Source organism: Pseudomonas sp. MUP55, from assembly GCF_034043515.1.
Lineage (GTDB): Bacteria > Pseudomonadota > Gammaproteobacteria > Pseudomonadales > Pseudomonadaceae > Aquipseudomonas.
On sequence record NZ_CP138214.1, the window covers coordinates 901,728 to 926,845 of the forward strand.

The 25,118-nt window shown below is 61.3% G+C and carries 25 protein-coding genes and 1 pseudogene; 18 read left to right on the forward strand and 8 right to left on the reverse strand.

Features of this window, described 5'->3' with window-relative positions; all coding sequences use genetic code 11:
- Positions 1–25: 25 nt before the first annotated feature.
- Positions 26–1,186: a Do family serine endopeptidase AlgW gene (gene algW / locus SC318_RS03900; RefSeq protein ID WP_320429733.1), complete on the reverse strand. Its 1,161-nt coding sequence runs from the start codon at positions 1,184–1,186 to the stop codon at positions 26–28.
- Between the two features lie 101 nt (positions 1,187–1,287).
- On the opposite strand from algW, the gene SC318_RS03905 reads away from it, so the two are divergent.
- From SC318_RS03905 to cysN, 4 genes are all read left to right on the forward strand, one after another.
- Entirely contained in the window at positions 1,288–2,046 is a 759-nt protein-coding gene (locus SC318_RS03905; RefSeq protein ID WP_320429734.1) for a Nif3-like dinuclear metal center hexameric protein, read from the forward strand.
- Positions 2,047–2,293: 247 nt separating this feature from the next.
- Positions 2,294–3,211, forward strand: a complete 918-nt coding sequence (cysD, locus tag SC318_RS03910) for a sulfate adenylyltransferase subunit CysD (RefSeq protein ID WP_012722132.1) — start codon at positions 2,294–2,296, stop codon at positions 3,209–3,211.
- Between the two features lie 104 nt (positions 3,212–3,315).
- Complete coding sequence (locus SC318_RS03915) at positions 3,316–3,657, forward strand: four helix bundle protein (RefSeq protein ID WP_320429735.1); 342 nt, start codon at positions 3,316–3,318, stop codon at positions 3,655–3,657.
- 53 nt (positions 3,658–3,710) lie between these two features.
- On the forward strand, positions 3,711–5,609 hold the full coding sequence (cysN, locus tag SC318_RS03920; RefSeq protein ID WP_320429736.1) for a sulfate adenylyltransferase subunit CysN: 1,899 nt from the start codon (positions 3,711–3,713) through the stop codon (positions 5,607–5,609).
- A 112-nt stretch (positions 5,610–5,721) separates the two neighbouring features.
- Here the strand turns inward: cysN and SC318_RS03925 are convergent, their stop codons facing one another.
- From SC318_RS03925 to SC318_RS03935, 3 genes are all read right to left on the reverse strand, one after another.
- The gene (locus SC318_RS03925; protein WP_320429737.1) at positions 5,722–6,621 is read right to left on the reverse strand and encodes a 1-acylglycerol-3-phosphate O-acyltransferase, YihG family; all 900 of its coding nucleotides are present in this window, start codon (positions 6,619–6,621) and stop codon (positions 5,722–5,724) included.
- A complete protein-coding gene (pta, locus tag SC318_RS03930) occupies positions 6,622–8,721 on the reverse strand; it encodes a phosphate acetyltransferase (protein WP_124361222.1) in 2,100 nt (699 codons plus the stop codon).
- A gap of 79 nt (positions 8,722–8,800) precedes the next feature.
- Entirely contained in the window at positions 8,801–9,091 is a 291-nt protein-coding gene (locus SC318_RS03935; RefSeq protein WP_124385058.1) for a DUF3565 domain-containing protein, read from the reverse strand.
- On the opposite strand from SC318_RS03935, the gene SC318_RS03940 reads away from it, so the two are divergent.
- On the forward strand, positions 9,090–9,575 hold the full coding sequence (locus SC318_RS03940; protein ID WP_032886172.1) for an FKBP-type peptidyl-prolyl cis-trans isomerase: 486 nt from the start codon (positions 9,090–9,092) through the stop codon (positions 9,573–9,575). The two genes, SC318_RS03935 and SC318_RS03940, sit on opposite strands and share 2 nt — an antisense overlap.
- A 276-nt stretch (positions 9,576–9,851) precedes the next feature.
- Here the strand turns inward: SC318_RS03940 and rpsT are convergent, their stop codons facing one another.
- Positions 9,852–10,130: a 30S ribosomal protein S20 gene (rpsT, locus tag SC318_RS03945; RefSeq protein WP_003188401.1), complete on the reverse strand. Its 279-nt coding sequence runs from the start codon at positions 10,128–10,130 to the stop codon at positions 9,852–9,854.
- 253 nt (positions 10,131–10,383) lie between these two features.
- On the opposite strand from rpsT, the gene murJ reads away from it, so the two are divergent.
- The 6 genes from murJ to ispH all read left to right on the forward strand — a co-directional run bounded on the left by murJ (position 10,384) and on the right by ispH (position 17,839).
- Entirely contained in the window at positions 10,384–11,922 is a 1,539-nt protein-coding gene (gene murJ / locus SC318_RS03950; protein ID WP_320429738.1) for a murein biosynthesis integral membrane protein MurJ, read from the forward strand.
- 119 nt (positions 11,923–12,041) lie between these two features.
- Complete coding sequence (gene ribF, locus SC318_RS03955) at positions 12,042–12,980, forward strand: bifunctional riboflavin kinase/FAD synthetase (protein WP_306491557.1); 939 nt, start codon at positions 12,042–12,044, stop codon at positions 12,978–12,980.
- A gap of 14 nt (positions 12,981–12,994) precedes the next feature.
- Entirely contained in the window at positions 12,995–15,826 is a 2,832-nt protein-coding gene (ileS, locus tag SC318_RS03960) for an isoleucine--tRNA ligase (RefSeq protein ID WP_320429739.1), read from the forward strand.
- Between the two features lie 7 nt (positions 15,827–15,833).
- Positions 15,834–16,343 carry a signal peptidase II gene (lspA, locus tag SC318_RS03965; protein ID WP_320431186.1) on the forward strand — a complete coding sequence of 170 codons (510 nt, stop codon included), beginning with the start codon at positions 15,834–15,836 and terminating at the stop codon, positions 16,341–16,343.
- Between the two features lie 7 nt (positions 16,344–16,350).
- Complete coding sequence (locus SC318_RS03970) at positions 16,351–16,791, forward strand: FKBP-type peptidyl-prolyl cis-trans isomerase (protein WP_320431187.1); 441 nt, start codon at positions 16,351–16,353, stop codon at positions 16,789–16,791.
- A gap of 100 nt (positions 16,792–16,891) precedes the next feature.
- Positions 16,892–17,839, forward strand: a complete 948-nt coding sequence (ispH, locus tag SC318_RS03975) for a 4-hydroxy-3-methylbut-2-enyl diphosphate reductase (RefSeq protein ID WP_320429740.1) — start codon at positions 16,892–16,894, stop codon at positions 17,837–17,839.
- Positions 17,840–17,858: 19 nt separating this feature from the next.
- On the opposite strand, the pseudogene SC318_RS03980 reads toward ispH, so the two are convergent.
- Positions 17,859–18,374: pseudogene (locus SC318_RS03980) on the reverse strand (GspH/FimT family pseudopilin); the annotation flags it as partial.
- 203 nt (positions 18,375–18,577) lie between these two features.
- Between SC318_RS03980 and pilV the strand changes: the two are divergent.
- The 5 genes from pilV (at position 18,578) to thiO (ending at position 21,887) form a co-directional block, all read left to right on the forward strand.
- A complete protein-coding gene (gene pilV / locus SC318_RS03985; protein ID WP_320429741.1) occupies positions 18,578–19,063 on the forward strand; it encodes a type IV pilus modification protein PilV in 486 nt (161 codons plus the stop codon).
- Positions 19,060–19,767, forward strand: coding sequence for a PilW family protein (locus SC318_RS03990; protein WP_320429742.1), 708 nt, complete (start codon positions 19,060–19,062; stop codon positions 19,765–19,767). Before pilV ends, SC318_RS03990 begins: the two co-directional genes overlap by 4 nt.
- A gap of 4 nt (positions 19,768–19,771) precedes the next feature.
- On the forward strand, positions 19,772–20,302 hold the full coding sequence (locus SC318_RS03995) for a pilus assembly PilX family protein (protein WP_320429743.1): 531 nt from the start codon (positions 19,772–19,774) through the stop codon (positions 20,300–20,302).
- A gap of 11 nt (positions 20,303–20,313) precedes the next feature.
- Positions 20,314–20,715, forward strand: coding sequence for a type IV pilin protein (locus tag SC318_RS04000; RefSeq protein WP_320429744.1), 402 nt, complete (start codon positions 20,314–20,316; stop codon positions 20,713–20,715).
- 62 nt (positions 20,716–20,777) lie between these two features.
- Complete coding sequence (thiO, locus tag SC318_RS04005; protein WP_320429745.1) at positions 20,778–21,887, forward strand: glycine oxidase ThiO; 1,110 nt, start codon at positions 20,778–20,780, stop codon at positions 21,885–21,887.
- Here thiO and SC318_RS04010 read toward each other — a convergent pair.
- The gene (locus SC318_RS04010; protein WP_124385069.1) at positions 21,874–22,107 is read right to left on the reverse strand and encodes a PP0621 family protein; all 234 of its coding nucleotides are present in this window, start codon (positions 22,105–22,107) and stop codon (positions 21,874–21,876) included. The genes thiO and SC318_RS04010 overlap by 14 nt on opposite strands.
- A 126-nt stretch (positions 22,108–22,233) precedes the next feature.
- On the reverse strand, positions 22,234–23,259 hold the full coding sequence (locus SC318_RS04015) for an outer membrane protein assembly factor BamD (protein ID WP_124356980.1): 1,026 nt from the start codon (positions 23,257–23,259) through the stop codon (positions 22,234–22,236).
- Between the two features lie 149 nt (positions 23,260–23,408).
- Here SC318_RS04015 and rluD point away from each other — a divergent pair, with 149 nt between their 5' ends.
- Together rluD and pgeF are read left to right on the forward strand one after the other, a co-directional pair.
- Positions 23,409–24,371, forward strand: coding sequence for a 23S rRNA pseudouridine(1911/1915/1917) synthase RluD (gene rluD, locus SC318_RS04020; protein WP_003188422.1), 963 nt, complete (start codon positions 23,409–23,411; stop codon positions 24,369–24,371).
- Positions 24,368–25,093, forward strand: coding sequence for a peptidoglycan editing factor PgeF (gene pgeF / locus SC318_RS04025; RefSeq protein ID WP_320429747.1), 726 nt, complete (start codon positions 24,368–24,370; stop codon positions 25,091–25,093). Before rluD ends, pgeF begins: the two co-directional genes overlap by 4 nt.
- Positions 25,094–25,118: the final 25 nt, after the last annotated feature.

Genomic DNA, 25,118 nt, shown 5'->3' on the forward strand with positions numbered 1-25,118 from the left:
TGAACGGGCGCCTGGGCGATGCCGCTTATTCCTCTTCTTTTACGGGCGCCGTGGCCGGTGGTGGGCGCAGGCCGATTTCCGCCGACAGCTTGAGCTCCTTGCCGTTGCGCATCACCTGAATCGCCACCTTGTCGGTCGGCTTGATGCGCGCCACCTGATTCATCGACTTGCGACCATCACCCGCCGGTGCGCCGTCGATGCTGAGGATCACGTCGCCCAATTGCAGGCCGGCTTTCTGCGCCGGACCGTCGCGGAATATCCCCGCGACCACGATGCCAGGGCGCCCGGTCAGGCCGAACGACTCGGCCAGTTCCTTGGTCAGGGGCTGTACTTCAATGCCCAGCCAGCCGCGAATCACCTGGCCGTGTTCGATGATCGACTTCATTACTTCCATCGCCAGTTTCACCGGGATCGCAAAACCGATGCCCTGGGAGCCGCCGGACTTGGAGAAAATCGCCGTGTTGATGCCCGTCAGGTTGCCATTGGCATCCACCAGCGCGCCGCCGGAATTGCCAGGGTTGATCGCCGCATCGGTCTGGATGAAGTCTTCGTAGCTGTTAAGGCCCAACTGGTTACGCCCGGTGGCGCTGATGATGCCCATGGTCACCGTCTGGCCCACGCCGAACGGGTTGCCGATGGCCAGCGCCACGTCGCCTACGCGCAGGCCATCGGAGCGGCCCAGGGTGATCGAAGGCAGGTCCTTCAGGTCGATTTTCAATACCGCAAGATCGGTTTCCGGATCGCTGCCTACCACGCGGGCCAGGGTCTCGCGGCCATCACGCAGGGCCACCACGATCTGGTCGGCGCCGGTGGTCACGTGATTGTTGGTGAGGATGTAGCCTTCGGGGCTCATGATCACCCCGGAACCGAGGCTGGACTCCATGCGCCGTTGCTTGGGCCCGTTGTCACCGAAATAGCGGCGAAACTGCGGGTCTTCGAACAAGGGATGCGCCGGCTTGTTGATGACCTTGGTGGTGTACAGGTTGACCACGGCGGGGGCGGCAATGGTCACGGCGTCCGCGTAGGTCACCGGGCCCTGCACCACCGTGCTGGTTTGCGGGGCCTGTTGCAGGTTCACGTCGAGGCTGGGCAGGCCCACCCACTGTGGATAACGCTGAATGATCAGCATCGCAATCAGCACGCCAGCCAACAATGGCCATCCAAAAAAACGCAGTGCCTTGAGCATCAAGTAAGTCCTGACAGGTTGCAGGGGGCGCGGGAGCGACCATAATGTGGCGCATTATACGAGGCTGTGACGCCTGCGAACGGGATATTTAGGAGTCTTTTATGGCCGTCCCCCTTACCACCCTCGTCGAGGAAGCGGACCGCTACCTTGGCAGCTCGAAAATCGCCGATTATTGCCCCAACGGCCTGCAGGTCGAGGGCCGGCCCCAGGTGATGCGCATCGTCAGCGGCGTCACCGCCAGCCAGGCCCTGCTGGACGCTGCCGTCGAAGCCCAGGCCGACTTGATCCTGGTGCACCACGGGTATTTCTGGAAAGGCGAGAACCCCTGCGTCGCCGGCATGAAGCAGCGTCGCCTGAAAACCTTGCTCAAGCATGACATCAGCCTGCTGGCCTACCATCTGCCCCTGGATCTGCATCCGGATGTCGGCAACAACGTGCAACTTGCCAGGCACCTGGACATCACCGTCGAAGGCCCGCTGGACCCCAGCGATTCCAAGGTCGTAGGCCTGGTCGGCTCCCTTGCCGAGCCGCTGTCACCGCGTGACTTTGCCCGTCGCGTACAGGAAGTGATGGGCCGTGAGCCGCTGTTGATCGAAGGCAGCGAAATGATCCGCCGCGTGGGCTGGTGCACCGGCGGTGGCCAGGGTTATATCGACCAGGCGGTGGCTGCCGGTGTCGACCTGTACCTGAGCGGCGAAGCATCGGAGCAGACCTTCCACAGCGCGCGGGAAAATGACATCAGCTTCATCGCCGCCGGTCACCACGCCACCGAGCGCTACGGCGTGCAGGCGCTGGGGGATTACCTGGCCCGCCGCTTCGCCCTGGAGCATATCTTCATCGATTGCCCGAACCCGATCTGAGGCCCACAGCGGACCTGAATGTGGGAGGGGGCTTGCTCCCGATAGCGGTGTGTCAGTCAGTACAAATTTAACTGACCCACCGCTATCGAGGGCAAGCCCCCTCCCACACTCAGGCCAAACTCAGCGGCATATCCATATACCGTTTCGATCTAGTTGGCGCCCTGAATAGAAGCAGGTGCTGTGCTAGCATGCCCCGCTCGAACACGGCCCGCTGGCCGTCCATACGATCGTTTTTCCGTGAGTAGCCATGGTCGACAAACTGACGCACCTGAAACAGCTGGAGGCGGAAAGCATCCACATCATCCGCGAGGTCGCCGCCGAGTTCGACAACCCGGTGATGCTCTACTCGATCGGTAAAGACTCCGCCGTGATGCTGCACCTGGCACGCAAGGCCTTCTTCCCGGGCAAGTTGCCGTTTCCAGTGATGCACGTCGACACGCGCTGGAAATTCCAGGAGATGTACACGTTCCGCGACAAGATGGTCGAAGAGCTGGGCCTGGACCTGATCACCCACGTCAACCCGGACGGCGTGGCGCAGGGCATCAACCCATTCACCCACGGCAGCGCCAAGCACACCGACATCATGAAGACCGAGGGCCTCAAGCAGGCTTTGGACAAGCATGGTTTCGACGCCGCGTTCGGAGGTGCTCGTCGCGATGAAGAGAAATCCCGCGCCAAAGAGCGCGTGTACTCGTTCCGCGACAGCAAGCACCGCTGGGACCCGAAGAACCAGCGCCCGGAGTTGTGGAACGTCTACAACGGCAACGTCAACAAGGGCGAATCCATCCGTGTGTTCCCGCTGTCGAACTGGACCGAACTGGACATCTGGCAGTACATCTACCTGGAAGGCATTCCGATCGTGCCGCTGTATTTTGCCGCCGAACGCGACGTGATCGAGAAGAACGGCACGTTGATCATGATCGACGACGACCGCATCCTCGAGCATCTGTCCGACGAAGACAAAGCCCGCATCGTCAAAAAGAAAGTCCGTTTCCGCACCCTAGGCTGCTACCCGTTGACGGGCGCGGTGGAGTCCGAAGCCGAAACGCTGACGGACATCATTCAGGAAATGCTCCTGACGCGAACTTCCGAGCGCCAGGGCCGGGTCATCGACCACGATGGCGCAGGCTCCATGGAAGATAAAAAACGTCAAGGGTACTTTTAAGCTTCGAGTTACAAGCGGCAAGCTGCAAGTTAAGGGCGGTATGCGTAATTTTGCAGTTTGGTGCTTGCAGCCGGTTGTTGCGAGCCGTTATCGAGTGACTCGTAATGGACTTCGAGAAGTTGGTCGTGTGGCAAAGAAGCAAGTGTTTGGCGGTTGGAATCTATAGAGAGTTTGCCGATTGCAGGGATCTTGGTTTCAAAGACCAAATCACCCGATCGGCGCTTTCGGTGCCCTCCAACATTGCTGAAGGCATGGAACGTTGCAGCGCTAAAGAAAAGGTGCGTTTTCTCTGGATCGCGAAGGCTTCTTGTGGAGAGTTACGTACACAAATTCTCATCGGCAGTGACATTGCTTACATCGCCCCTTCGCTGGCTGAAAACTGGATTACAGAAACTCGCGAGCTCTCAAAAATGCTCTGCGGCCTGATCAACAAAATTTCTGACTAGCTGTACGCCGACAAGCTTGCCGCTTGAAGCTTACAGCTCGGAGCTTGAACGCAATGAGCCATCAATCTGATTTGATCAGCGAGGACATCCTCGCCTACCTGGGCCAGCACGAGCGCAAGGAAATGTTGCGCTTCCTGACCTGCGGCAACGTCGACGACGGCAAGAGCACCCTGATCGGGCGCCTGCTGCACGACTCCAAGATGATCTACGAAGATCACCTGGAAGCCATCACCCGCGATTCGAAGAAGTCCGGCACCACCGGCGATGACATCGACCTGGCGCTGCTCGTTGACGGCCTGCAGGCCGAGCGCGAGCAGGGCATCACCATCGATGTTGCCTACCGCTACTTCTCCACCGCCAAGCGCAAATTCATCATTGCCGATACCCCAGGCCATGAGCAGTACACCCGCAACATGGCCACCGGGGCGTCCACCTGTGACCTGGCGATCATCCTGATCGACGCCCGCTACGGCGTGCAGACCCAGACCCGTCGCCACAGCTTTATCGCTTCGTTGCTGGGTATCAAGCACATCGTGGTGGCCGTCAACAAGATGGACATCAACGGCTTTGACCAGAGCGTATTCGAGCAGATCAAGGCCGATTACCTGAAGTTCGCCGACGGTATCGCCTTCAAGCCGAGCACTCTGGCCTTCGTGCCGATGTCGGCGCTCAAGGGCGACAACGTGGTGAACAAGAGCGAGCGTTCGCCGTGGTACACCGGGCAGTCGCTGATGGAGATCCTGGAAACTGTCGAGATCGCCAACGACCGAAACTACACCGACCTGCGTTTCCCGGTGCAGTACGTCAACCGTCCGAACCTGAACTTCCGTGGTTTTGCCGGCACCCTGGCCAGCGGCATCGTGCACAAGGGCGACGAGGTTGTGGTGTTGCCGTCGGGCAAGAGCAGCCGCGTCAAGTCCATCGTCACCTTCGAGGGCGAGCTGGAACACGCGGGCCCGGGCCAGGCCGTGACCCTGACCATGGAAGACGAGATCGACATCTCCCGTGGCGACCTGTTGGTGCATGCCGACAACGTGCCGCAAGTGACCGACGCCTTCGACGCCATGCTGGTGTGGATGGCCGAAGAACCGATGCTGCCGGGCAAGAAATACGACATCAAGCGCGCCACCAGCTATGTGCCGGGTTCCATCACCAGCATCGTGCACCGCGTGGACGTGAACACCCTGGCCGAAGGCCCGGCGAGTTCGCTGCAGTTGAACGAGATTGGCCGGGTCAAGGTCAGCCTCGATGCGGCTATCGCGCTGGACGGCTACGACAGCAACCGCACCACCGGCGCGTTTATCGTCATTGACCGTCTGACCAATGGTACCGTCGCGGCAGGCATGATCATCGCTCCGCCAGTCAGCCATGGCAGCGCGGCGCAGCACGGCAAGCTGGCCCATGTGTCCACCGAAGAGCGCGCCCTGCGTTTCGGCCAGCAACCGGCCACCGTGTTGTTCAGCGGCCTGTCTGGCGCCGGCAAGAGCACCTTGGCCTATGCGGTCGAGCGTCGGTTGTTCGACATGGGCCGTGCGGTGTTCGTGCTGGACGGTCAGAACCTGCGTCATGACCTGAACAAGGGGTTGCCGCAGGACCGTGCCGGGCGCACCGAGAACTGGCGTCGTGCCGCTCACGTGGCGCGCCAGTTCAACGAAGCCGGACTGCTGACCCTGGCGGCCTTCGTTGCGCCGGATGCCGAAGGCCGCGAACAGGCCAAGGCGCTGATCGGCAGCGACCGTCTGCTGACGGTGTACGTGCAGGCCTCGCCGCAGGTGTGTGCCGAACGTGATCCGCAAGGGCTGTATGCCGCCGGTGGGGATAACATCCCGGGTGAGTCGTTCCCGTACGACGTGCCGTTGAATGCCGACCTGGTGATCGACACCCAGTCTTTGTCGCTGGAAGACAGCGTCAAGCAGGTGCTGGAGCTGTTGCGTCAGCGCGGCGCGATCTAAGGGTTGCAGTTACCAAATGTGGGAGGGGGCTTGCCCCCGATAGCGGTGGATCAGTGGCAGATGTACTGACTGACACACAGCTATCGGGGGCAAGCCCCCTCCCACATTTTGATCAGTTGCGGTCTGGGTAATCGGTGTGAAGCTTTGCCAGCAACGCATCCTTGTCTTCCCACAACCGGTTGATCCACCCCTGGAACGCCAACCGATACTCCCCGTCCTGCTCATAATTCTTGCCGATAAACTCCGGCGGAATCCGCACCTCTTCGAACTGCACCACCACATCCTTCACAGTCCCGCACAGCAAATCCCAATACCCCGGGCGCCCGGCTGGGTAGTGGATGGTCACGTTCACCAGTGACTTCAACTGCTCGCCCATGGCATCCAGCACAAACGCGATACCACCGGCCTTGGGCTTGAGCAGATAGCGAAAGGGCGACTGCTGCTGCGCATGCTTGCCCGGCGTAAACCGTGTGCCTTCGGCAAAGTTGAAAATGCCCACCGGGTTGGCGCGAAACTTCGCACAGGTCTTGCGGGTGGTTTCCAGGTCCTTGCCTTTCTTCTCCGGGTGTTTTTCCAGGTACGCCTTGGTGTAGCGCTTCATGAACGGGAAACCCAGTGCCCACCACGCCAGGCCAATCACCGGCACCCAGATCAGCTCCTGCTTGAGGAAGAACTTCAGCGGGCGAATGCGGCGATTGAGCACGTATTGCAGCACCATGATGTCGACCCAGCTCTGGTGGTTGCTGGTCACCAGGTAGGAATGCTGATAATCGAGGCCTTCAAGGCCGCTAAGGTGCCAACGGGTGCGCCGTACCAGGTTCATCCAGCCCTTGTTGTTGGTGACCCAGGCTTCGTGCGTGTGGTTCATCAACCATTCGCTGAAGCGTTTGGCGAAGGGCAGGGCCTTGAACAGCGCGACGATAAACAGGAACGAGCACAGCAGGATCGTGTTCAGCGCCAGCAGCAGGGAAGCGATCACCCCGCGCACGGCGGCAGGTAGAAAATCCAGCATTTAGATATCCATAGGTCGGTTGGCGGCTTGGATCGCAGTCAGCGCGATGGTGTACACAATGTCGTCCACCTGGGCGCCGCGCGGCAGGTCGTTGACCGGTTTGCGCAGGCCCTGGAGCATCGGCCCCAGGCTTACGCAATCGGCGCTGCGCTGCACGGCTTTGTAGGTGGTGTTGCCGGTATTCAGGTCGGGGAACACGAACACCGTGGCCTTGCCAGCGACCTGGCTGTTGGGAGCCAGTTGCCGGGCGACACTTTCGTTGGCGGCGGCGTCGTATTGCAACGGGCCGTCGATCAGCAGCGAACTCTGTTGCTCGTGGGCCAGCAGGGTGGCTTCGCGGACCTTTTCCACTTCTTCGCCGCTGGCCGAGTCGCCGCTGGAATAACTGATCATCGCCACGCGCGGGACGATGCCGAACGCGGCCGCCGAATCGGCGCTTTGCAGGGCGATTTCCGCCAGCTCCGCAGCACTCGGGTGCGGGTTCATCACGCAGTCGCCGTACACCAGCACCTGCTCGGGGAACAGCATGAAGAACACCGACGACACCAGCGTGCAGCCCGGCGCCGTCTTGATCAACTGCAAGGCCGGGCGGATGGTATTGGCGGTGGAGTGAATCACCCCGGACACCAGGCCGTCGACTTCGTCCAGGGCGAGCATCATGGTGGCGATCACCACGGTGTCCTCCAGTTGCTGCTCGGCCATGGGCGCGTTCAGGCTCTTGCTCTTGCGCAGGGCCACCATGGGCTCGACGTAGCGCTGACGGATCAGGTCCGGGTCGAGTATCTCCAGGCCTTCCGGCAGTTCGATGCCCTGGGCGCGAGCCACCGCCTCTACGTCCGCCGGCTTGGCCAGCAGCACACAGCGGGCAATGCCGCGCGCCTGGCAGATCGCAGCGGCTTGTACGGTCAGCGGCTCGCTGCCTTCGGGCAGCACGATGCGCTTGTTGGCGGCCTGGGCGCGCTGGATCAACTGGTAGCGGAATACCGCCGGTGACAGGCGCATCTCCCGTGGGGTGCCGCAGCGTTGGTGCAGCCAGCGCGCATCGAGGTGGCTGGCGACGAAGTCGGTGATGATCTCCGCGCGCTCGCGGTCATCGATGGGGATTTCCTTGTTGAGGCTATTGAGCTGGTTGGCGGTGTCATAGGAGCCAGTGCTCACCGAGAGTACCGGCAACCCGGCCTGGAACGCGCCACGGCACAAATCCATGATGCGCGGGTCGGGCAGGGTGTCGCTGGTCAGCAGCAGGCCGGCCAGCGGAACGCCGTTGATGGCGGCCAGGCTGACGGCAAGGATGATGTCGTCGCGATCGCCCGGAGTTACCACCAGCACGCCGGGCTTGAGCAACTCCACGGTGTTGCGCATGGTGCGTGCGCAGATAATGATCTTGGTCATGCGCCGGGTTTCGTAGTCGCCGGCGTTGAGGATTTGCGCGCCCATCAGGTCGGCCACGTCGCGGGTACGCGGCGCGTTGAGTTCGGGCTGGTAGGGAATGCAGCCGAGCAGGCGGAAATCACCGCTGCGCAATAACGGCGAGTGCTCCTTGAGGCGCGCCGAGAAGGCCTCCATGCTTTCGTCGGTGCGCACTTTGTTGAGGATCACGCCCAGTACTTTCGGGTCTTTCGGGCCGCCGAACAGTTGGGCCTGCAGTTCCACGCGGCCGGACAGCTCGGTGAGCACTTCATTTTCCGGGGCCGAGACCAGAATCACTTCCGCATCCAGGCTCTTGGCCAGGTGCAGGTTGACCCGTGCCGCATAGCTGGCGCTGCGGGTCGGCACCATGCCTTCGACGATCAGCACGTCCTTGCCCACGGCGGCTTGCTGGTACAGCGTGATGATCTCTTCGAGCAACTCATCGAGCTGGCCGTCGCCGAGCATGCGCTCCACGTGGGCCAGGCCCAGGGGCTGTGGCGGCTTCAGGCCGTGGGTGCGCGCCACCAGTTCGGTAGAGCGCTCGGGGCCGGTGTCGCCAGGGTGCGGCTGGGCAATCGGCTTGAAGAAACCGACTTTCAGCCCGGCGCGTTCCAGGGTGCGCACCAGCCCAAGGCTGATGGAGGTCAGACCCACACCAAAATCGGTGGGCGCGATAAAAAAAGTCTGCATGCGAATTCTCTGGAGGTGCATGGCTTGGGTGGCGCTCTATGCATGAGTGCCTACCGCGAATCAGGCGCCAAGGTTATCGTTATTCGGGCTGTTGCGCACACCAGCCGCACGCAAAGGGTTGGCCTATTTTTTCAAGGCGTTGCGCAGGGTCCAGTACCCAGGCGCGTGACTGCCAGGGCGGCTGGTGGCGCAGGTGCTGGGTGTGGCCGCAGGACAGCTCGGCGACCCAGTGCAGGTCGTCGTCCTGGTGGAAACCGCAGATCGTCGAGACCGTTGGTCGGCCCCGTCTGTCCGGGTTCTGTTCGCTTTCGGGCAAATCCTTGTTTAGACTTGTCCGTTCTTCATTCTTATGCAAAAGGTCTCGCCCCATGACGATCGCCGCTAACAAGGCTGTCTCCATCGACTATACCCTGACCAACGACGCTGGTGAGGTCATCGACAGCTCCGCCGGCGGCGCGCCGCTGGTCTACCTGCAAGGCGCGGGTAACATCATCCCAGGCCTGGAAAAGGCTCTGGAAGGCAAGGCGGTTGGTGATGAACTGACCGTGGCCGTAGAACCTGAAGATGCCTACGGCGAATACTCCGCCGAACTGGTCAGCACCCTGAGCCGCAGCATGTTCGAAGGCGTCGATGAGCTGGAAGTGGGCATGCAGTTCCACGCTTCCGCGCCGGACGGCCAGATGCAGATCGTGACCATCCGCGACCTGGACGGCGACGACGTGACCGTTGACGGTAACCACCCTCTGGCTGGCCAGCGTCTGAACTTCCAGGTGAAGATCGTTGCCATCCGCGACGCTTCCCAGGAAGAAGTGGCTCACGGCCACGTTCACGGTGAAGGCGGTCATCAGCACTGATCGATGTTTTGATCAAGCGGTAGCAAAAAGCCCCGACTGGTTCGGGGCTTTTTTTTGCGCTTGATAATGCGCCACCTATTCAAATGTGGGAGGGGGCTTGCCCCCGATGACAGTGTGTCATTCAGAATATCTGGTACTGATGCACCGCTATCGGGGGCAAGCCCCCTCCCACATTTGGATGGTGATCTGAACACAAACAAAAATGCCCCGGACCTTTCGGTACGGGGCATTTCTTAACTGTTACGCAACCTCAGGTCGCGTGGCAGTTGTTACCACTTAGGCTGCAGCAGGAACGCTCAGAGCCTTGATGTGGCCGTTCAGGCGGCTCTTATGACGAGCGGCCTTGTTCTTGTGGATGATGCCTTTATCGGCCATACGGTCGATAACTGGCACGGCCAGAACGTAAGCTGCTTGAGCTTTTTCAGCGTCTTTGGTGTCGATGGCTTTAACTACATTCTTGATGTAGGTACGAACCATGGAACGCAGGCTGGCGTTGTGGCTGCGACGCTTCTCAGCCTGTTTTGCACGTTTTTTGGCGGAAGGTGTGTTGGCCACCGTCGAGCTCCTCGAAAGACTTTTTAGGAAATAGCAAACAAAATAGGCCGCGAATCATGCCGATGACTTGATGGGTTGTCAAGGGCGGCTGATGCGAACTGCTGAGTGGTCGATCTGAAGAGGCGGGTGATTTATTTCCGGCGCTTGACCTGTAAACTCGCGAGCTTTGGCTCTGTGCTGTTGCAGGCGCGCAGTATCGCATAAGTAGGCGCTTTGTTCGCCTGCTCTTTATCTATAGGCGCAAACTCTTTCAATGAATCTGCTCAAATCGTTGGCTGCCGTCAGCTCTATCACGATGATCTCCCGGGTTTTGGGGTTTGTGCGTGACACCCTGCTGGCGCGTATTTTTGGCGCCAGCATGGCCACGGACGCCTTCTTCATCGCCTTTAAATTGCCCAACCTGCTGCGCAGGATCTTCGCCGAAGGCGCGTTTTCCCAGGCATTCGTGCCGATCCTGGCCGAATACAAGACTCAGCACGGCGAGGAGGCAACCCGCACATTCATTGCCTACGTCTCTGGCCTGTTGACCCTGGTGCTGATGCTGGTGACCTTCGTCGGCATACTCGCCGCGCCCTGGGTGATCTGGGCCACGGCCCCCGGCTTTGCCAATACCCCGGAGAAATTCGCGCTGACCACTGATCTGCTGCGCGTGACCTTTCCTTATATATTGCTGATCTCGCTGTCATCGCTCGCCGGGGCGATTCTCAATACCTGGAACCGTTTCTCGGTGCCGGCCTTCGTGCCGACACTGCTTAACGTCAGCATGATTATCTTCGCGCTGTTCCTCACGCCGTACTTCGACCCGCCGGTGATGGCCCTGGGTTGGGCCGTCCTGGCCGGCGGCCTGGCGCAGTTGCTCTACCAGCTGCCGCATCTGAAAAAGATCGGCATGCTTGTGCTGCCGCGCCTGAACTTCAAGGACACCGGCGTCTGGCGCGTGATGCGCAATATGTTGCCAGCGATCCTCGGGGTGTCGGTCAGTCAGATTTCCCTGATCATCAACACCGCCTTCGCTTCGCTGCTGGTGTCCGGCTCGGTGTCGTGGATGTACTACGCCGACCGTCTGATGGAATTGCCATCCGGCGTGCTCGGGGTCGCCTTGGGTACGATCCTGCTGCCGACCCTGGCGCGCACCTATGCGAGCAAGGACCGCCAGGAGTATTCGCGCATTCTCGACTGGGGCCTGCGCCTGTGCTTCCTGCTGGTGCTGCCATGCGCACTGGCCCTGGGTATCCTGGCTGAACCTTTGACAGTCTCGCTGTTTCAATACGGACAATTCGACGCCCATGACGCCTTGATGACCCAGCATGCGCTGGTGGCCTACTCCGTCGGCCTGCTCGGCATTATCGTGATCAAGGTGCTGGCACCGGGCTTCTATGCCCAGCAGAACATCCGCACGCCGGTGAAGATCGCGATTTTCACGCTGATCGTCACACAGCTGCTCAACCTGATCTTCATCGGCCCGCTGGCCCATGCCGGCCTGGCGTTGGCGATCAGTGCCGGTGCCTGCATCAATGCCGGCCTGTTGTTCTACCAACTGCGCAAGCAGCAGATGTATCAGCCGCAGCCAGGCTGGGGGGCGTTTACCCTCAAGTTGCTGGTGGCAGTGGCCGCGATGTCTGCCGTGTTGCTTGGCTTGATGCAGGTGATGCCGGCCTGGGACCAGGGCCACATGCTGGAGCGCTTCCTGCGCCTTGGCGTGCTGGTGGTGGCGGGCGTGGTGGTTTACTTCGGGATGTTGCTGCTGCAGGGTTTCCGCCTGCGCGATTTCAATCGCAAGTCGCTGGGATAGACAGTTTGCAGCGGTAAAACGGCTGTTTTATCGAATCGATCCATTTGGCCTGCGCTGTTGCCTGTCGTCCGGGGCCGGGTGTGGTTATAATCGACCACTTTATGAGCAAGAAGCGCGTTATGCAGCTGGTTCGAGGTCTCCACAACCTGCGCCCCGAGCACCGGGGCTGCGTCGCCACTATTGGCAACTTTGACGGTGTTCACCGTGGCCACCAGGCTATCCTGGCCAGGCTGCGCGAGCGTGCGGTCGAGTTGGGCGTGCCCAGCTGCGTGGTGATTTTTGAGCCACAGCCGCGGGAATTCTTTACCCCGCAAACGGCGCCGGCCCGTCTGGCCCGCCTGCGGGACAAGTTGCAGCTGCTGGCTGAAGAGGGTGTGGACCGCGTCCTCTGCCTGGCTTTCAACCAGCGCCTGCAAAGCCTGAGCGCCGCCGAGTTCGTCGACCGGATCCTTGTCGATGGCCTGGGCGTACAGCATCTGGAGGTCGGCGACGACTTCCGTTTTGGTTGCGACCGCGTCGGCGATTTCGATTTCCTGCAGCACGCTGGCGTCAACCAGGGTTTTACCGTCGAAGCCGCGCAAACCGTCGAACTGGACGGTCTGCGCGTGAGCAGCACCCAGGTGCGTAACGCCCTGGCCGCTGCCGACTTCGCCTTGGCCGAGCGCTTGCTCGGTCGCCCGTTCCGCATCGCCGGACGGGTACTGCACGGCCAGAAGCTGGCGCGCCAACTGGGCACGCCAACCGCCAACGTGCAACTCAAGCGCCGTCGTGTGCCGCTGACCGGGGTTTACCTGGTGAGTGTCGACATCGACGGCCAATCGTGGCCGGGAGTCGCCAACATAGGCGTCAGGCCCACGGTTGCAGGTGATGGCAAGGCCCACCTGGAAGTTCACCTTCTGGATTTTGCCGGTGATTTATACGACCGGCGTTTAACGGTGGTTTTCCACCAGAAGCTGCGTGAAGAGCAGCGATTTGCCTCCCTTGAGGCATTGAAAACGGCGATCAATGCGGATGTCGCCGCCGCCCGTGCACTAGCCGCACCTAGCGCCCATCGCTAACCGAAGAGCCTTAAATGACCGACTATAAAGCCACGCTAAACCTTCCGGACACCGCCTTCCCAATGAAGGCCGGCCTGCCACAGCGCGAACCGCAGATCCTGCAGCGCTGGGACAGTATTGGCCTGTACGGAAAGTTGCGCGAAATTGGCAAGGATCGTCCGAAATTCGTCCTGCACGACGGCCCTCCTTATGCCAACGGCACGATTCACATCGGTCATGCGCTGAACAAGATTCTCAAGGACATGATCCTGCGTTCGAAGACCCTGTCGGGCTTCGACGCACCGTATGTTCCGGGTTGGGACTGCCACGGCCTGCCGATCGAACACAAAGTCGAAGTGACCTACGGCAAGAACCTGGGCGCGGATAAAACCCGCGAACTGTGCCGTGCCTACGCCACCGAGCAGATCGAAGGGCAGAAATCCGAATTCATCCGTCTGGGTGTGTTGGCCGAGTGGGACAACCCTTACAAAACCATGAGCTTCAAGAACGAGGCCGGTGAAATCCGTGCCTTGGCCGAAATCGTCAAGGGTGGTTTCGTGTTCAAGGGCCTCAAGCCCGTGAACTGGTGCTTCGACTGCGGCTCGGCCCTGGCCGAGGCGGAAGTCGAGTACGAAGAAAAGAAATCCTCGACCATCGACGTGGCGTTCCCGATCGCCGACGACGCCAAGCTGGCCGAGGCCTTCGGCCTGGCATCGCTGGCCAAGCCCGCGGCCATCGTGATCTGGACCACCACGCCATGGACCATTCCTGCCAACCAGGCGCTGAACGTGCACCCGGAGTTCACCTACGCGCTGGTTGACGTGGGTGACCGCCTGCTGGTGCTGGCCGAAGAAATGGTCGAGTCGTGCCTGGCGCGTTACGAACTGCAAGGCTCGGTGATCGCCACCACTACCGGCTCCGCGCTGGAACTGACCAACTTCCGTCATCCGTTCTATGACCGTCTGTCGCCCGTCTATATGGCCGACTACGTTGAGCTGGGTTCGGGCACGGGCATCGTTCACTGCTCGCCTGCCTACGGCGTGGACGACTTCGTGACCTGCAAGAAGTACGGCATGGTCAACGACGACATCATCAACCCGGTGCAGAGCAACGGCGTGTATGTGCCGTCGCTTGAGTTCTTCGGCGGGCAGTTCATCTTCAAGGCCGACCAGCCGATCATCGACAAGCTGCGTGAAGTCGGCGCGTTGATGCAGGCCGACACCATCAAGCACAGCTACATGCACTGCTGGCGCCACAAGACCCCGTTGATCTACCGCGCCACTGCGCAGTGGTTTATCGGCATGGACAAAGAGCCAACCAACGGCGAGACCCTGCGCGTACGCTCCCTCAAAGCCATCGAAGACACCCAGTTCGTCCCGGCCTGGGGCCAGGCGCGCCTGCACTCGATGATCGCCAACCGTCCGGACTGGTGCATCTCCCGCCAGCGCAACTGGGGCGTGCCGATTCCGTTCTTCCTGAACAAGGAAAGCGGTGAGCTGCACCCACGCACCGTCGAGCTGATGGAAGAAGTGGCCCAGCGCGTTGAACAGGAAGGCATCGAAGCCTGGTTCAAGCTGGACGCCGCCGAGCTGCTGGGTGACGAAGCGCCGCAGTACGACAAAATCAGTGACACCCTCGACGTGTGGTTCGATTCGGGCACCACCCATTGGCACGTCCTGCGCGGTTCGCACCCGATGGGCCACGAAACCGGCCCGCGTGCCGACCTGTACCTGGAAGGTTCCGACCAGCACCGTGGCTGGTTCCACTCTTCGTTGCTGACCGGTTGCGCCATCGATGGCCATGCGCCGTACCGCGAATTGCTGACCCACGGCTTCACCGTCGACGAAAACGGTCGCAAGATGTCCAAGTCGCTGAAAAACGTGATCGAGCCGAAAAAGATCAACGACACCCTGGGCGCCGACATCATGCGTCTGTGGGTTGCGTCGACCGATTATTCGGGCGAGATCGCCGTGTCGGACCAGATCCTGGCCCGCAGCGCCGATGCCTACCGTCGCATCCGTAATACCGCACGCTTCCTGCTGTCGAACCTGACCGGTTTCAACCCGGCCACCGACCTGCTGCCGGCCGAGGACATGATCGCCCTCGACCGTTGGGCCGTGGACCGTACCCTGTTGCTGCAACGCGAGTTGCAGGAACACTACGGCGAGTACCGCTTCTGGAACGTGTATTCGAAGATCCACAACTTCTGCGTGCAGGAACTCGGTGGCTTCTACCTCGACATCATCAAGGACCGCCAGTACACCACCGCCGCCAACAGCAAGGCGCGCCGCTCGGCGCAGACCGCGCTGTATCACATCAGCGAAGCGCTGGTGCGCTGGATCGCCCCGATCCTGGCGTTCACCGCCGACGAGCTGTGGGAATACCTGCCGGGTGAGCGTAACGAGTCCGTCATGCTCAATACCTGGTACGAAGGCCTGACCGAACTGCCGGCCGACTTCGAACTGGGCCGCGAGTACTGGGAAGGCGTGATGGCCGTGAAGGTTGCGGTGAACAAGGAGCTGGAAGTGCAGCGCGCGGCCAAGGCCGTGGGTGGCAACCTGCAAGCCGAAGTCACCCTGTTTGCCGAGGAAGGCCTGACCGCCGACCTGGCCAAGCTGAGCAACGAGCTGCGCTTTGTGTTGATCACCTCGACCGCAAGCCTGGCACCCTTCACCCAGGCGCCGGCGGATGCGGTGGCGACCGAAGTGCCGGGCCTGAAGCTCAAAGTGGTCAAGTCGGCCTTCCCCAAGTGCGCCCGTTGCTGGCACTGCCGTGAAGATGTCGGCGTGAACCCTGAGCACCCGGAAATCTGCGGTCGTTGCGTGGATAACATCAGCGGTGAAGGCGAGGTTCGCCACTATGCCTAGTCAAAGCATGCCTGACGCCGGCCGTTTCGGACGTCTTGGCTGGCTCGTGCTGAGCGTGCTGGTCCTGGTCATCGACCAGGTCAGCAAGGCTCATTTCGAAGGCACCCTGGAAATGTTCCAGCAAATCGTGGTGATCCCGGATTACTTCAGCTGGACCCTGGCCTACAACACCGGCGCGGCCTTCAGTTTCCTCGCCGATAGCGGCGGCTGGCAGCGTTGGTTGTTCGCGCTGATCGCCGTGGTGGTCAGTGCGGTGCTGGTTGTCTGGCTCAAGCGCCTGGGCCGCGATGATACCTGGCTGGCCATTGCGCTCGCCCTGGTGCTGGGCGGCGCGCTGGGCAACCTGTACGACCGCATCGCCCTGGGCCACGTAATCGACTTCATCCTGGTGCACTGGCAGAACCGTCATTATTTCCCGGCGTTCAATTTTGCCGACAGTGCCATCACCGTCGGTGCAATCATGCTGGCGCTGGATATGTTCAAGAGCAAGAAAACCGGAGAGACCGTCAATGACTGATCAGGTATTGGCTGAGCAACGCATCGGCCAGAACACGGAAGTCACGTTGCATTTCGCATTGCGCCTGGAGAATGGCGATACGGTCGACAGCACCTTCGACAAGGCCCCGGCGACCTTCAAGGTCGGCGATGGCAACCTGCTGCCGGGTTTTGAGGCGGCTTTGTTTGGGTTCAAGGCCGGGGATAAGCGCAACCTGCAGATCCTGCCGGAAAATGCCTTTGGCCAGCCAAATCCGCAGAACGTGCAGATCATTGCGCGCTCGCAATTCGAAGGCATGGACCTGTCGGAAGGCCTGCTGGTGATTTTCAATGATGCGGCAAATACCGAATTGCCCGGCGTGGTCAAAGCCTTCGATGACACACAAGTGACCATCGACTTCAACCACCCGTTGGCCGGTAAGACACTGACCTTTGACGTCGAGATCATCAGCGTCAAGGCGCTGGTCTAAAATGTGGGAGGGGGCGATCCCCCTCCCACCTTTGATCCCCATTGTCCCTTCGGTCAGCAACAAACCTGACCCTAAGTGGCTGCAAGACACGAGGCACAGCATGCAAATCAAACTCGCCAATCCCCGTGGCTTCTGTGCCGGTGTGGACCGGGCGATCGAAATCGTCAACCGCGCCCTGGAAGTCTTCGGGCCGCCGATTTACGTGCGCCATGAAGTGGTTCACAACAAGTTCGTGGTTGAAGACCTGCGCGCGCGCGGCGCCATCTTCGTCGAAGAACTCGACCAGGTGCCCGATGATGTCATCGTCATCTTCAGCGCCCACGGTGTTTCCCAGGCTGTACGCACCGAAGCGGCCGGCCGCGGCCTGAAAGTCTTCGACGCTACCTGCCCGCTGGTGACCAAGGTGCATATCGAAGTGGCGCGCTACAGCCGTGATGGCCGTGAATGCATCCTGATCGGCCACGCCGGCCATCCGGAAGTCGAAGGCACCATGGGCCAGTACGACGCCAGCAATGGCGGCGCCATCTACCTGGTGGAAGACGAAAAAGACGTCGCCAACTTGCAGGTTCAAAACCCCGAGCGCTTGGCCTTCGTGACCCAGACCACCTTGTCCATGGACGACACCAGTCGCGTTATCGATGCCCTGCGCACACGGTTCCCGGCCATTGGCGGCCCACGTAAGGACGACATCTGCTACGCCACGCAAAACCGCCAGGACGCCGTCAAGCAACTGGCCGATGAGTGTGATGTGGTGCTGGTAGTCGGCAGCCCCAACAGCTCCAACTCCAACCGCTTGCGTGAACTGGCCGAGCGCATGGCGACGCCGGCGTACCTGATCGACGGCGCCGAGGACATGCAGCGCAGCTGGTTCGACGGTGTCGAGCGCATCGGCATCACCGCCGGCGCTTCGGCCCCGGAAGTGCTGGTGCGTGGGGTGATCCAGCAATTGCACGCCTGGGGTGCCATTGGGGCCGATGAATTGGCGGGCCGGGAAGAAAACATTACCTTTTCCATGCCCAAGGAGTTGCGGGTTCGCTCGCTGCTCTGAATCCCGGCGGGTTGGATCAGCCTCGGCATAACGCCTGCTCAGCTTTCTCGCTGCGCAGGCTGATACGCCCGCTGGGCGCCAGCACTACCTGATACAGGCTCTGTGCCTGCTTCGTGTCGCACACGTGCACGGTGCCGGCACGAAATCCCCCGCCGGCAAACACCGGCTCTCCCAGACCGCTGAAACGAACCTGGCTGCTGACCGGGCCATTTCCGGCCACCGGTACACGCCCGCTGTCCTGTCGCTCCAGCAGCACGGTATTGTCCTCATCCAGATGGCCGCGCCCGCTAAGGTCCAATATCACCCGCCAGCCATGACTCCAGTTTTCATCCAATGCATGGATGACCACCGCACGATTGCGTGCGATCGCTTCGGCGCGTGCGTAACGCAGCCCTTCGGCCAGTGACAGGGCCACACTTTGTCGCTGCTGCGACTCCAGCAAACCCTTGAAGTTGGGTATGGCCAGTTGTGCCAGCAAAGCCGTCACGATCAGCCCCAACAGTAGTTCGATCAGGGTAAATCCCCGTTGTGTCATGTGCGCTCCCATCCGTGGATGCCAGTGATCTCAAGTGACAGGCATAGGTATAGCGCTTGGTTTCTGGGGCTGAATGATGGCCTTTGCGTCCAATGTATTTCCCTTTGTTCCGATTGCAGCGCCGTTTAAAAACCGGCGCTAGTCTTGGGCTGCACACAGGGTTTCCCTGTTTTCCACGACCTTCGACAGGGACGACGACGGTAATGCTTTTACGCCGAAATACCTTTTCTCTACGCGTTTCCCGCCGACGCCAATCCGGCATGACACTGGTCGAAGTGCTGGTAGCGGTGTTGGTCCTGGCGCTTGGGATGCTGGGCGCCGCGGCGATCCAGCTCAACGCCCTGAAGTACACCGACAGCGCACGGATGACCAGCCAAGCCAGTTTCATTGCCTACGACATGCTCGACCGTATTCGCGCCAACGCCGGCGCCGATTACGCCTGGGGTCGAACCGAGCGGGCTCAGCCCAGCACTTCGACAGCCAGCGTGCGTGACCTGGACCTGCATGACTTCGAAGCCAACATCATGGGTTTTGCCGGCAAGGACGCCAAGGGTGCCGTAGCGGTCAGCGGTGACGAGGTCACTATCAGCATCAGTTGGGAGGATGCCAGGAGCGCGAGCAGCCCCGGTGCCCGGGAGACCTTCACCCTGACCAGTCGAGTTGCCAATGGGCGAGGGACGTCGCAATGATCCGCCCGGCGCGGGGTTTCGGTCTGGTGGAGTTGCTGCTGGCATTGGCCATCGGGCTTGTCGTGGTGCTGGGTGCAAGCCAGGTGCTGATCAGTTCGCGATTGACCCAGGCCAGTCAGCAGGCGGCCATGGTGCTGCAGGATGATGCGCGGTTCGTCCTGAGCAAGATGACTCAGGATATTCGCCAGGCCGGCATGCTGGGGTGTTTGGCTACCGCCTATATCCACAACGCCCCGGCGGCTTTTGATCGGCCGATCAGTTGGGAGGTATCGGCAGGCGCGAAAGCCCTGACACTGGTGACCGCCCACGCCGGCCACGGTGCTGGCAAACCTGACTGGACGGTGGTGTCCGACTGCAAGGAGGCCGCCCAGGCTTACACCGCAACAGCGCCTGCGACCGCGCCTGGCCAGATTCGTTTTGCCATACGCGAGCTTACCTATACCTACGAAACGGGCCAGTTGAAGATCAGCACGCCCTCGGCACCGGCCAAGGCGGTACTGATGGATAACGTACGGGCATTTGACCTCAGCTTTGGCGTGGCAGCCAGGCCTGGGTCGACGGACGTGGTGGGTTATGAGAGCCACCCGGCCGATCCATCGTTGATCCGCAGCGTGCGCCTGCACATGACCCTGCAAGACCCGACCGGTCGCGTGAAGGATCAGGCTTACAGCGTCGTGGCGGCTTTGCGCAACCGGCTGGAGTAGGACGATGACCATAGTTGTAAGTAGCCAGATGCGGCAGACGGGAATGGTGCTGCTGATCAGCTTGGTATTTTTGCTGATGTTGTCGTTGCTGGGGCTGTCATCGATGCAAGGCGCAATCTCGCAGCAGAAGGCCGCCAGCAGCCTGTGGCAGCGTATCCAATCGTTCCAGGCTGCCGAAAGCGGCCTGCGGCTAGGGGAGGCAGCGGTGCGCAGGGGCGGGCATGCGCTGCCGATTTGTCACTCGGTCATCGCTTGCGCGCCGCCCGATGAAGCGTTTTCGTTGGTGGGCGCCGGGCCCAATCCGGTTTCGGGAGTGACTTGGGTGGCGTTCAAGAGTGGGGTATATGGCGTTCAGTCCCTGGGAGAGGGTATGGGCCAGGCGCATTTGCCGCCGCATGCCCCAGCCACGCTTTTTCGGGTGACGGCCGTCGGGCTGGATGGCCAATCGCGCACGGTGCTGGAGACCGTGTACGCGCGGGTGGAGGAGGGCGGCGGCGAAAGGTTTCGGCGCGTCTTGTGGCGGCAACTTCAATAAGGAGCAACTGAATGGGCATGGATAGCCAGGGTTTTACCCTGATCGAGTTATTGATCGCCGTGGCGATCATTGCGCTGCTGGGCGGCATTGCTTACCCCGTCTACACCAGCCAGGTGAAAAAGGTGTATCGGGTGCAGATCGTCGCGCTGCTGACCGAGCAGGCTCAGCATCTGCAGCGCTATTACACGCGCAACGGCAGTTTTATTGATGCAGGCGGCGTCAGTACGGGCAATGATCACTATAGAATCAGCGCAGTATTGAACCCCCAGGATTTTGCCCTGCTCGCCACGCCTGCCACCGACTCAGTCATGGCGAGCGACGCGTGCGGCCAATTCCGCTTGTCCAGCTCCGGTATGCGAAGCAATCCGGGTGCTGCGCCGCAGATGCCGCTCAAGGCATGCTGGGGGCAGTGATGAGAGTGCTGGATGAATGGGCGCCGGGTGCGCTTCTCCCTTTTTATCGGCTGGATCAAATGATGGCAAAGCAACAGCGAGTAGTGATTGTCGGCGGCGGCGTAATAGGCTTGTTGACGGCATACAACCTGGCAAACCGGGGGCGGGCGGTCACCTTGCTGGAGCGCGCCGGGCTTGGTCAGGAATCGTCCTGGGCTGGCGGTGGGATTGTTTCGCCGCTGTATCCGTGGCGCTACAGCGCGGCGGTGACGGCCTTGGCCCACTGGTCCCAGGATTTCTACCCGCAACTGGCGCAACGGCTGTTCGCCGCCACCGGTGTTGACCCGGAGGTGCACACCACGGGCCTGTATTGGCTCGATCTGGATGACGAGGCCGACGCTCTCGCCTGGGCTGCGCGTGAGGGGCGGCCCTTGAGCAAAGTGGACGTTTCTGCGGCCCATGATGCGGTTCCGGTGCTGGGCAGCGGTTATTCGCGGGCGATCTACATGGCCAACGTGGCCAATGTGCGCAATCCGCGTCTGGTCAAATCACTCAAGGCGGCGTTGTCGGCGCTGCCCGATGTGACGATTCACGAGCAGTGCGAAGTCGATGGATTTATTTTGCAAGGCGACACCGTGGTAGGCGTGAATACGGCTGTTGGCGCCATGCTGGGCGATCAGGTGGTGCTCGCAGCGGGCGCCTGGAGTGGGGAGTTGCTGGGAAAACTGGGTTTGGCGCTGCCCGTGGAGCCGGTCAAGGGCCAGATGATCCTCTACAAGTGTGCGTCTGACTTCCTGTCGAGCATGGTCCTGGCAAAAGGGCGCTATGCGATACCGCGGCGTGATGGGCACATTCTGATCGGCAGCACCCTGGAGCATGAAGGGTTCGATAAAACGCCGACCGACACCGCGCTGGAAAGTCTCAAGGCGTCTGCGGTGGAGCTGTTGCCCGCCCTGGCGGACGCCGAGGTGGTGGGGCACTGGGCCGGGTTGCGGCCCGGCTCGCCGGAAGGCATCCCTTATATCGGCGAGGTGCCGGGCTTTAAGGGCCTGTGGCTCAATTGCGGGCATTACCGCAATGGCCTGGTGCTTGCTCCGGCATCCTGCCAGTTGTTTGCCGACTTGCTGCTGGGGCAGGCACCGATCATCGATCCGGCACCTTACGCCCCCGCCGGTCGACTCAACGCTGAATAGACTTGGGCCCTTGCTGCAGGTGCGCCTGGGTGCAATACCAGGCCTGGCCCGAGCTCAGCGCACGATCCTGCGGCACGTGCACGCCGCAGTGGGCGCAGCGCACCATCAATGCGGCATCTGGCTCGCCGGTGCGGCGTTGGCTGGCAGCAGGGCTTTTAAATTTGCGCCAGAGCCATACCGCGGCGGCAATGACGGCGATCCAGAACAATAGACGAAGCATGATGGGCAGTTTCTCGATAAGGAATGCGCCAGTTTAGCCAAGGTCGTCATGGGCGCACAGCGCAATAAATACTCGCCCATGAAAAAGGGAGCTCCTGAGAGCTCCCTTTTGCGTTGCGTCGAACGATCAGTCGAACACACCGAAGGTCATGTAGCTGAACCACGAGCGGTCCTGGTTGTTGCCCAGGGCTTGCGGCTCTTCTTCTTCGATCACGTCGCCGTTTTCGTCGTGCGGTTTGAGGTCCGAAGGGATCGCGTCCTTGGCGTCCTGGTACTGCTTGATCACGTCCTGGTTGGCACGTGTTTCACCTGGCGGCAGCGGTGGACGGGACTCGATCAGGCCCAGCGTGTACTTGCTCAGCCACGAACGGTTGTCGGCTTCGTCAACCTGAGGCACGAACTGGCCGTCTTTCAGGCTTGGGTGGTCCGGGTAGTTGAGCTTCAGGGTTTCCAGGCTGGTGCTCGCCAGTTCGTCCAGGTGCAAGCGCTGGTAAGCCTCGGTCATCACGGCCAGGCCGTCACCCACCGAAGGGGTTTCCTGGAAGTTTTCCACCACGTAGCGGCCACGGTTGGCGGCGGCCACGTATGCCTGACGGGTCAGGTAGTAGTGGGCCACGTGGATCTCGTAGGAGGCCAGCAGGTTGCGCAGGTAGATCATGCGCTGCTTGGCGTCCGGCGCGTAGCGGCTGTTCGGGTAGCGGCTGGTCAGCTGGGCGAACTCGTTGTAGGAGTCGCGAGCGGCACCCGGGTCACGCTTGGTCATGTCCAGCGGCAGGAAGCGCGCCAGCAGGCCAACGTCCTGGTCGAACGAGGTCAGACCCTTCATGTAGTAGGCGTAGTCCACGTTCGGGTGCTGCGGGTGCAGACGGATGAAACGCTCGGCGGCGGACTTGGCAGCTTCCGGCTCGGCGTTCTTGTAGTTGGCGTAGATCAGCTCGAGCTGGGCCTGGTCGGCATAGCGTCCGAACGGATAGCGCGACTCCAGGGCCTTCAGCTTCGCTGTGGCGCTGGTGTAGCTATTATTGTCCAGGTCTGTCTGAGCTTGCTGGTACAGCTCGACTTCGCTCAGGTTTTCGTCGACGACGTCCTTTGTTGACGAGCAAGCAGCAGTCATGGCGAGGATGGCGATCAGCAGCAGGTGTTTCACTTGCATGGCGGCTTGCGTCCCTATGACGGCCGCTGTCTTGGGCGGGGCCGTCCTGTTATGATGAGCGCCCCGTTGAAAGCCTCGGGGCAAAAGACGCCGTATTTAACCACAAGCGCGCAGCCGAAACCAAAGGCTGTGCCACGCCTAGTCTGAGCATGTCCGATAAAATTGAACTTCGCGCAGAGGTGCCGTCCGAATTGGGCGGCCAACGCCTCGATCAAGTCGCCGCACAATTATTCGCTGAGCACTCGCGCTCGCGCCTTTCCGCCTGGATCAAAGACGGCCGCCTGACTGTGGATGGAGCGGTTATCCGCCCGCGAGACATAGTCCATGGCGGTGCGATTCTTGAGCTGACTGCCGAGCAGGAAGCCCAGGGAGAATGGGTCGCCCAGGACATCGAGCTGGATATCGTCTATGAAGACGACGACATCCTGGTCATCAACAAACCCGCAGGCCTGGTGGTTCACCCGGCTGCCGGGCATGCTGATGGCACCTTGCTCAATGCCTTGCTGCACCACGTGCCAGACATCATCAATGTGCCGCGTTGCGGCATCGTGCACCGTCTGGACAAGGACACCACCGGCTTGATGGTGGTGGCCAAGACCATTCAGGCGCAGACGCAGCTTGTTACTCAATTGCAGAGTCGCAGCGTCAGCCGGATCTACGAATGCATCGTGATCGGTGTAGTGGTGGCGGGGGGCAAGATCAACGCCCCCATCGGTCGCCACGGCCAGCAGCGCCAGCGCATGGCGGTGATGGAGGGCGGCAAGCAGGCCGTCAGCCACTATCGCGTGCTGGAGCGTTTCCGTTCCCACACTCACGTGCGGGTCAAGCTGGAAACCGGTCGTACTCACCAGATCCGCGTGCACATGGCCCACATCAACTTCCCGTTGGTCGGCGATCCGGCCTACGGTGGCCGCTTCCGCATTCCGCCGGCGGCCAGCCAGACCATGGTTGAATCGCTCAAGACGTTCCCGCGCCAGGCGCTGCATGCACGCTTCCTGGAACTGGATCATCCGACGAGCGGTAAGCGCATGAGCTGGGAATCGCCGCTTCCGGATGATCTGGTCTGGTTGTTGTCGCTGCTCAAGCAGGATCGCGAGGCGTTTGTCGGATGAATGACTGGCTGATTCCGGACTGGCCCGCGCCGTCTCGGGTCAAGGCCTGCGTCACCACCCGCGCGGGCGGCGTCAGTGTGGCGCCGTTCGACAGCCTCAACCTGGGCGATCATGTCGAGGACAGCCTTGAGGCCGTTCTGGAAAATCGTCGTCGCCTTACCGATGCCTTCGATATTCAGCCGGCCTGGTTGCGCCAAGTCCACGGGGTCAGCGTGGTCGAGGCCGATCCGGGCCGTATTGCCGAAGCCGATGGCGCCTGGACCAGCACGCCGGGCATCGCCTGCACATCGATGACGGCTGACTGCCTGCCTGCATTGTTCTGCAATCGAGCGGGCACCCGCGTTGCGGCGGCTCATGCCGGTTGGCGTGGGCTGGCGGCCGGCGTGCTGGAGGCCGCTTTTGAGAGCCTTGAGAGCGACCCCGCCGACGTTCTGGTCTGGCTCGGCCCGGCCATTGGCCCGCAAGCCTTTGAAGTCGGCCCCGAGGTGCGTGAAGCCTTCATGCAGCAACTGCCGGCGACTGCCCAAGCCTTCGTTCCCGGTCGCAATCCCGGCAAGTTCATGGCCGACATCTATCAGCTCGCCCGCCTGCGCCTTGCCGTGCGGGGCATTAGCGCTGTCTATGGTGGCGGTTTTTGCACCGTGACCGACCCGCGCTTCTTTTCTTACCGCCGCAGCCCGCGTACGGGCCGATTCGCCTCCCTTATCTGGCTTGAACGCTAGACTGTCCTGACCTGTATCAACCCAC

What these genes read in the sequence shown, in the direction of transcription:
- ispH (WP_320429740.1), top strand. Translation starts at nt 16,892, where the DNA reads ATGCAAATCAAACTCGCCAATCCCCGTGGCTTCTGTGCCGGTGTGGAC.
- cysN (WP_320429736.1), top strand. Translation starts at nt 3,711, where the DNA reads ATGAGCCATCAATCTGATTTGATCAGCGAGGACATCCTCGCCTACCTG.
- thiO (WP_320429745.1), top strand. Translation starts at nt 20,778, where the DNA reads ATGGCAAAGCAACAGCGAGTAGTGATTGTCGGCGGCGGCGTAATAGGC.
- cysD (WP_012722132.1), top strand. Translation starts at nt 2,294, where the DNA reads ATGGTCGACAAACTGACGCACCTGAAACAGCTGGAGGCGGAAAGCATC.
- pgeF (WP_320429747.1), top strand. Translation starts at nt 24,368, where the DNA reads ATGAATGACTGGCTGATTCCGGACTGGCCCGCGCCGTCTCGGGTCAAG.
- pta (WP_124361222.1), bottom strand. Translation starts at nt 8,721, where the DNA reads ATGCAGACTTTTTTTATCGCGCCCACCGATTTTGGTGTGGGTCTGACC.
- rluD (WP_003188422.1), top strand. Translation starts at nt 23,409, where the DNA reads ATGTCCGATAAAATTGAACTTCGCGCAGAGGTGCCGTCCGAATTGGGC.
- SC318_RS03905 (WP_320429734.1), top strand. Translation starts at nt 1,288, where the DNA reads ATGGCCGTCCCCCTTACCACCCTCGTCGAGGAAGCGGACCGCTACCTT.
- ribF (WP_306491557.1), top strand. Translation starts at nt 12,042, where the DNA reads ATGCAGCTGGTTCGAGGTCTCCACAACCTGCGCCCCGAGCACCGGGGC.
- SC318_RS04000 (WP_320429744.1), top strand. Translation starts at nt 20,314, where the DNA reads ATGGGCATGGATAGCCAGGGTTTTACCCTGATCGAGTTATTGATCGCC.
- algW (WP_320429733.1), bottom strand. Translation starts at nt 1,186, where the DNA reads ATGCTCAAGGCACTGCGTTTTTTTGGATGGCCATTGTTGGCTGGCGTG.
- lspA (WP_320431186.1), top strand. Translation starts at nt 15,834, where the DNA reads ATGCCTGACGCCGGCCGTTTCGGACGTCTTGGCTGGCTCGTGCTGAGC.
- SC318_RS03935 (WP_124385058.1), bottom strand. Translation starts at nt 9,091, where the DNA reads ATGGGGCGAGACCTTTTGCATAAGAATGAAGAACGGACAAGTCTAAAC.
- SC318_RS03915 (WP_320429735.1), top strand. Translation starts at nt 3,316, where the DNA reads ATGGACTTCGAGAAGTTGGTCGTGTGGCAAAGAAGCAAGTGTTTGGCG.
- SC318_RS03925 (WP_320429737.1), bottom strand. Translation starts at nt 6,621, where the DNA reads ATGCTGGATTTTCTACCTGCCGCCGTGCGCGGGGTGATCGCTTCCCTG.
- SC318_RS03940 (WP_032886172.1), top strand. Translation starts at nt 9,090, where the DNA reads ATGACGATCGCCGCTAACAAGGCTGTCTCCATCGACTATACCCTGACC.
- SC318_RS04015 (WP_124356980.1), bottom strand. Translation starts at nt 23,259, where the DNA reads ATGCAAGTGAAACACCTGCTGCTGATCGCCATCCTCGCCATGACTGCT.
- SC318_RS04010 (WP_124385069.1), bottom strand. Translation starts at nt 22,107, where the DNA reads ATGCTTCGTCTATTGTTCTGGATCGCCGTCATTGCCGCCGCGGTATGG.
- SC318_RS03995 (WP_320429743.1), top strand. Translation starts at nt 19,772, where the DNA reads ATGACCATAGTTGTAAGTAGCCAGATGCGGCAGACGGGAATGGTGCTG.
- murJ (WP_320429738.1), top strand. Translation starts at nt 10,384, where the DNA reads ATGAATCTGCTCAAATCGTTGGCTGCCGTCAGCTCTATCACGATGATC.
- pilV (WP_320429741.1), top strand. Translation starts at nt 18,578, where the DNA reads ATGCTTTTACGCCGAAATACCTTTTCTCTACGCGTTTCCCGCCGACGC.
- SC318_RS03990 (WP_320429742.1), top strand. Translation starts at nt 19,060, where the DNA reads ATGATCCGCCCGGCGCGGGGTTTCGGTCTGGTGGAGTTGCTGCTGGCA.
- ileS (WP_320429739.1), top strand. Translation starts at nt 12,995, where the DNA reads ATGACCGACTATAAAGCCACGCTAAACCTTCCGGACACCGCCTTCCCA.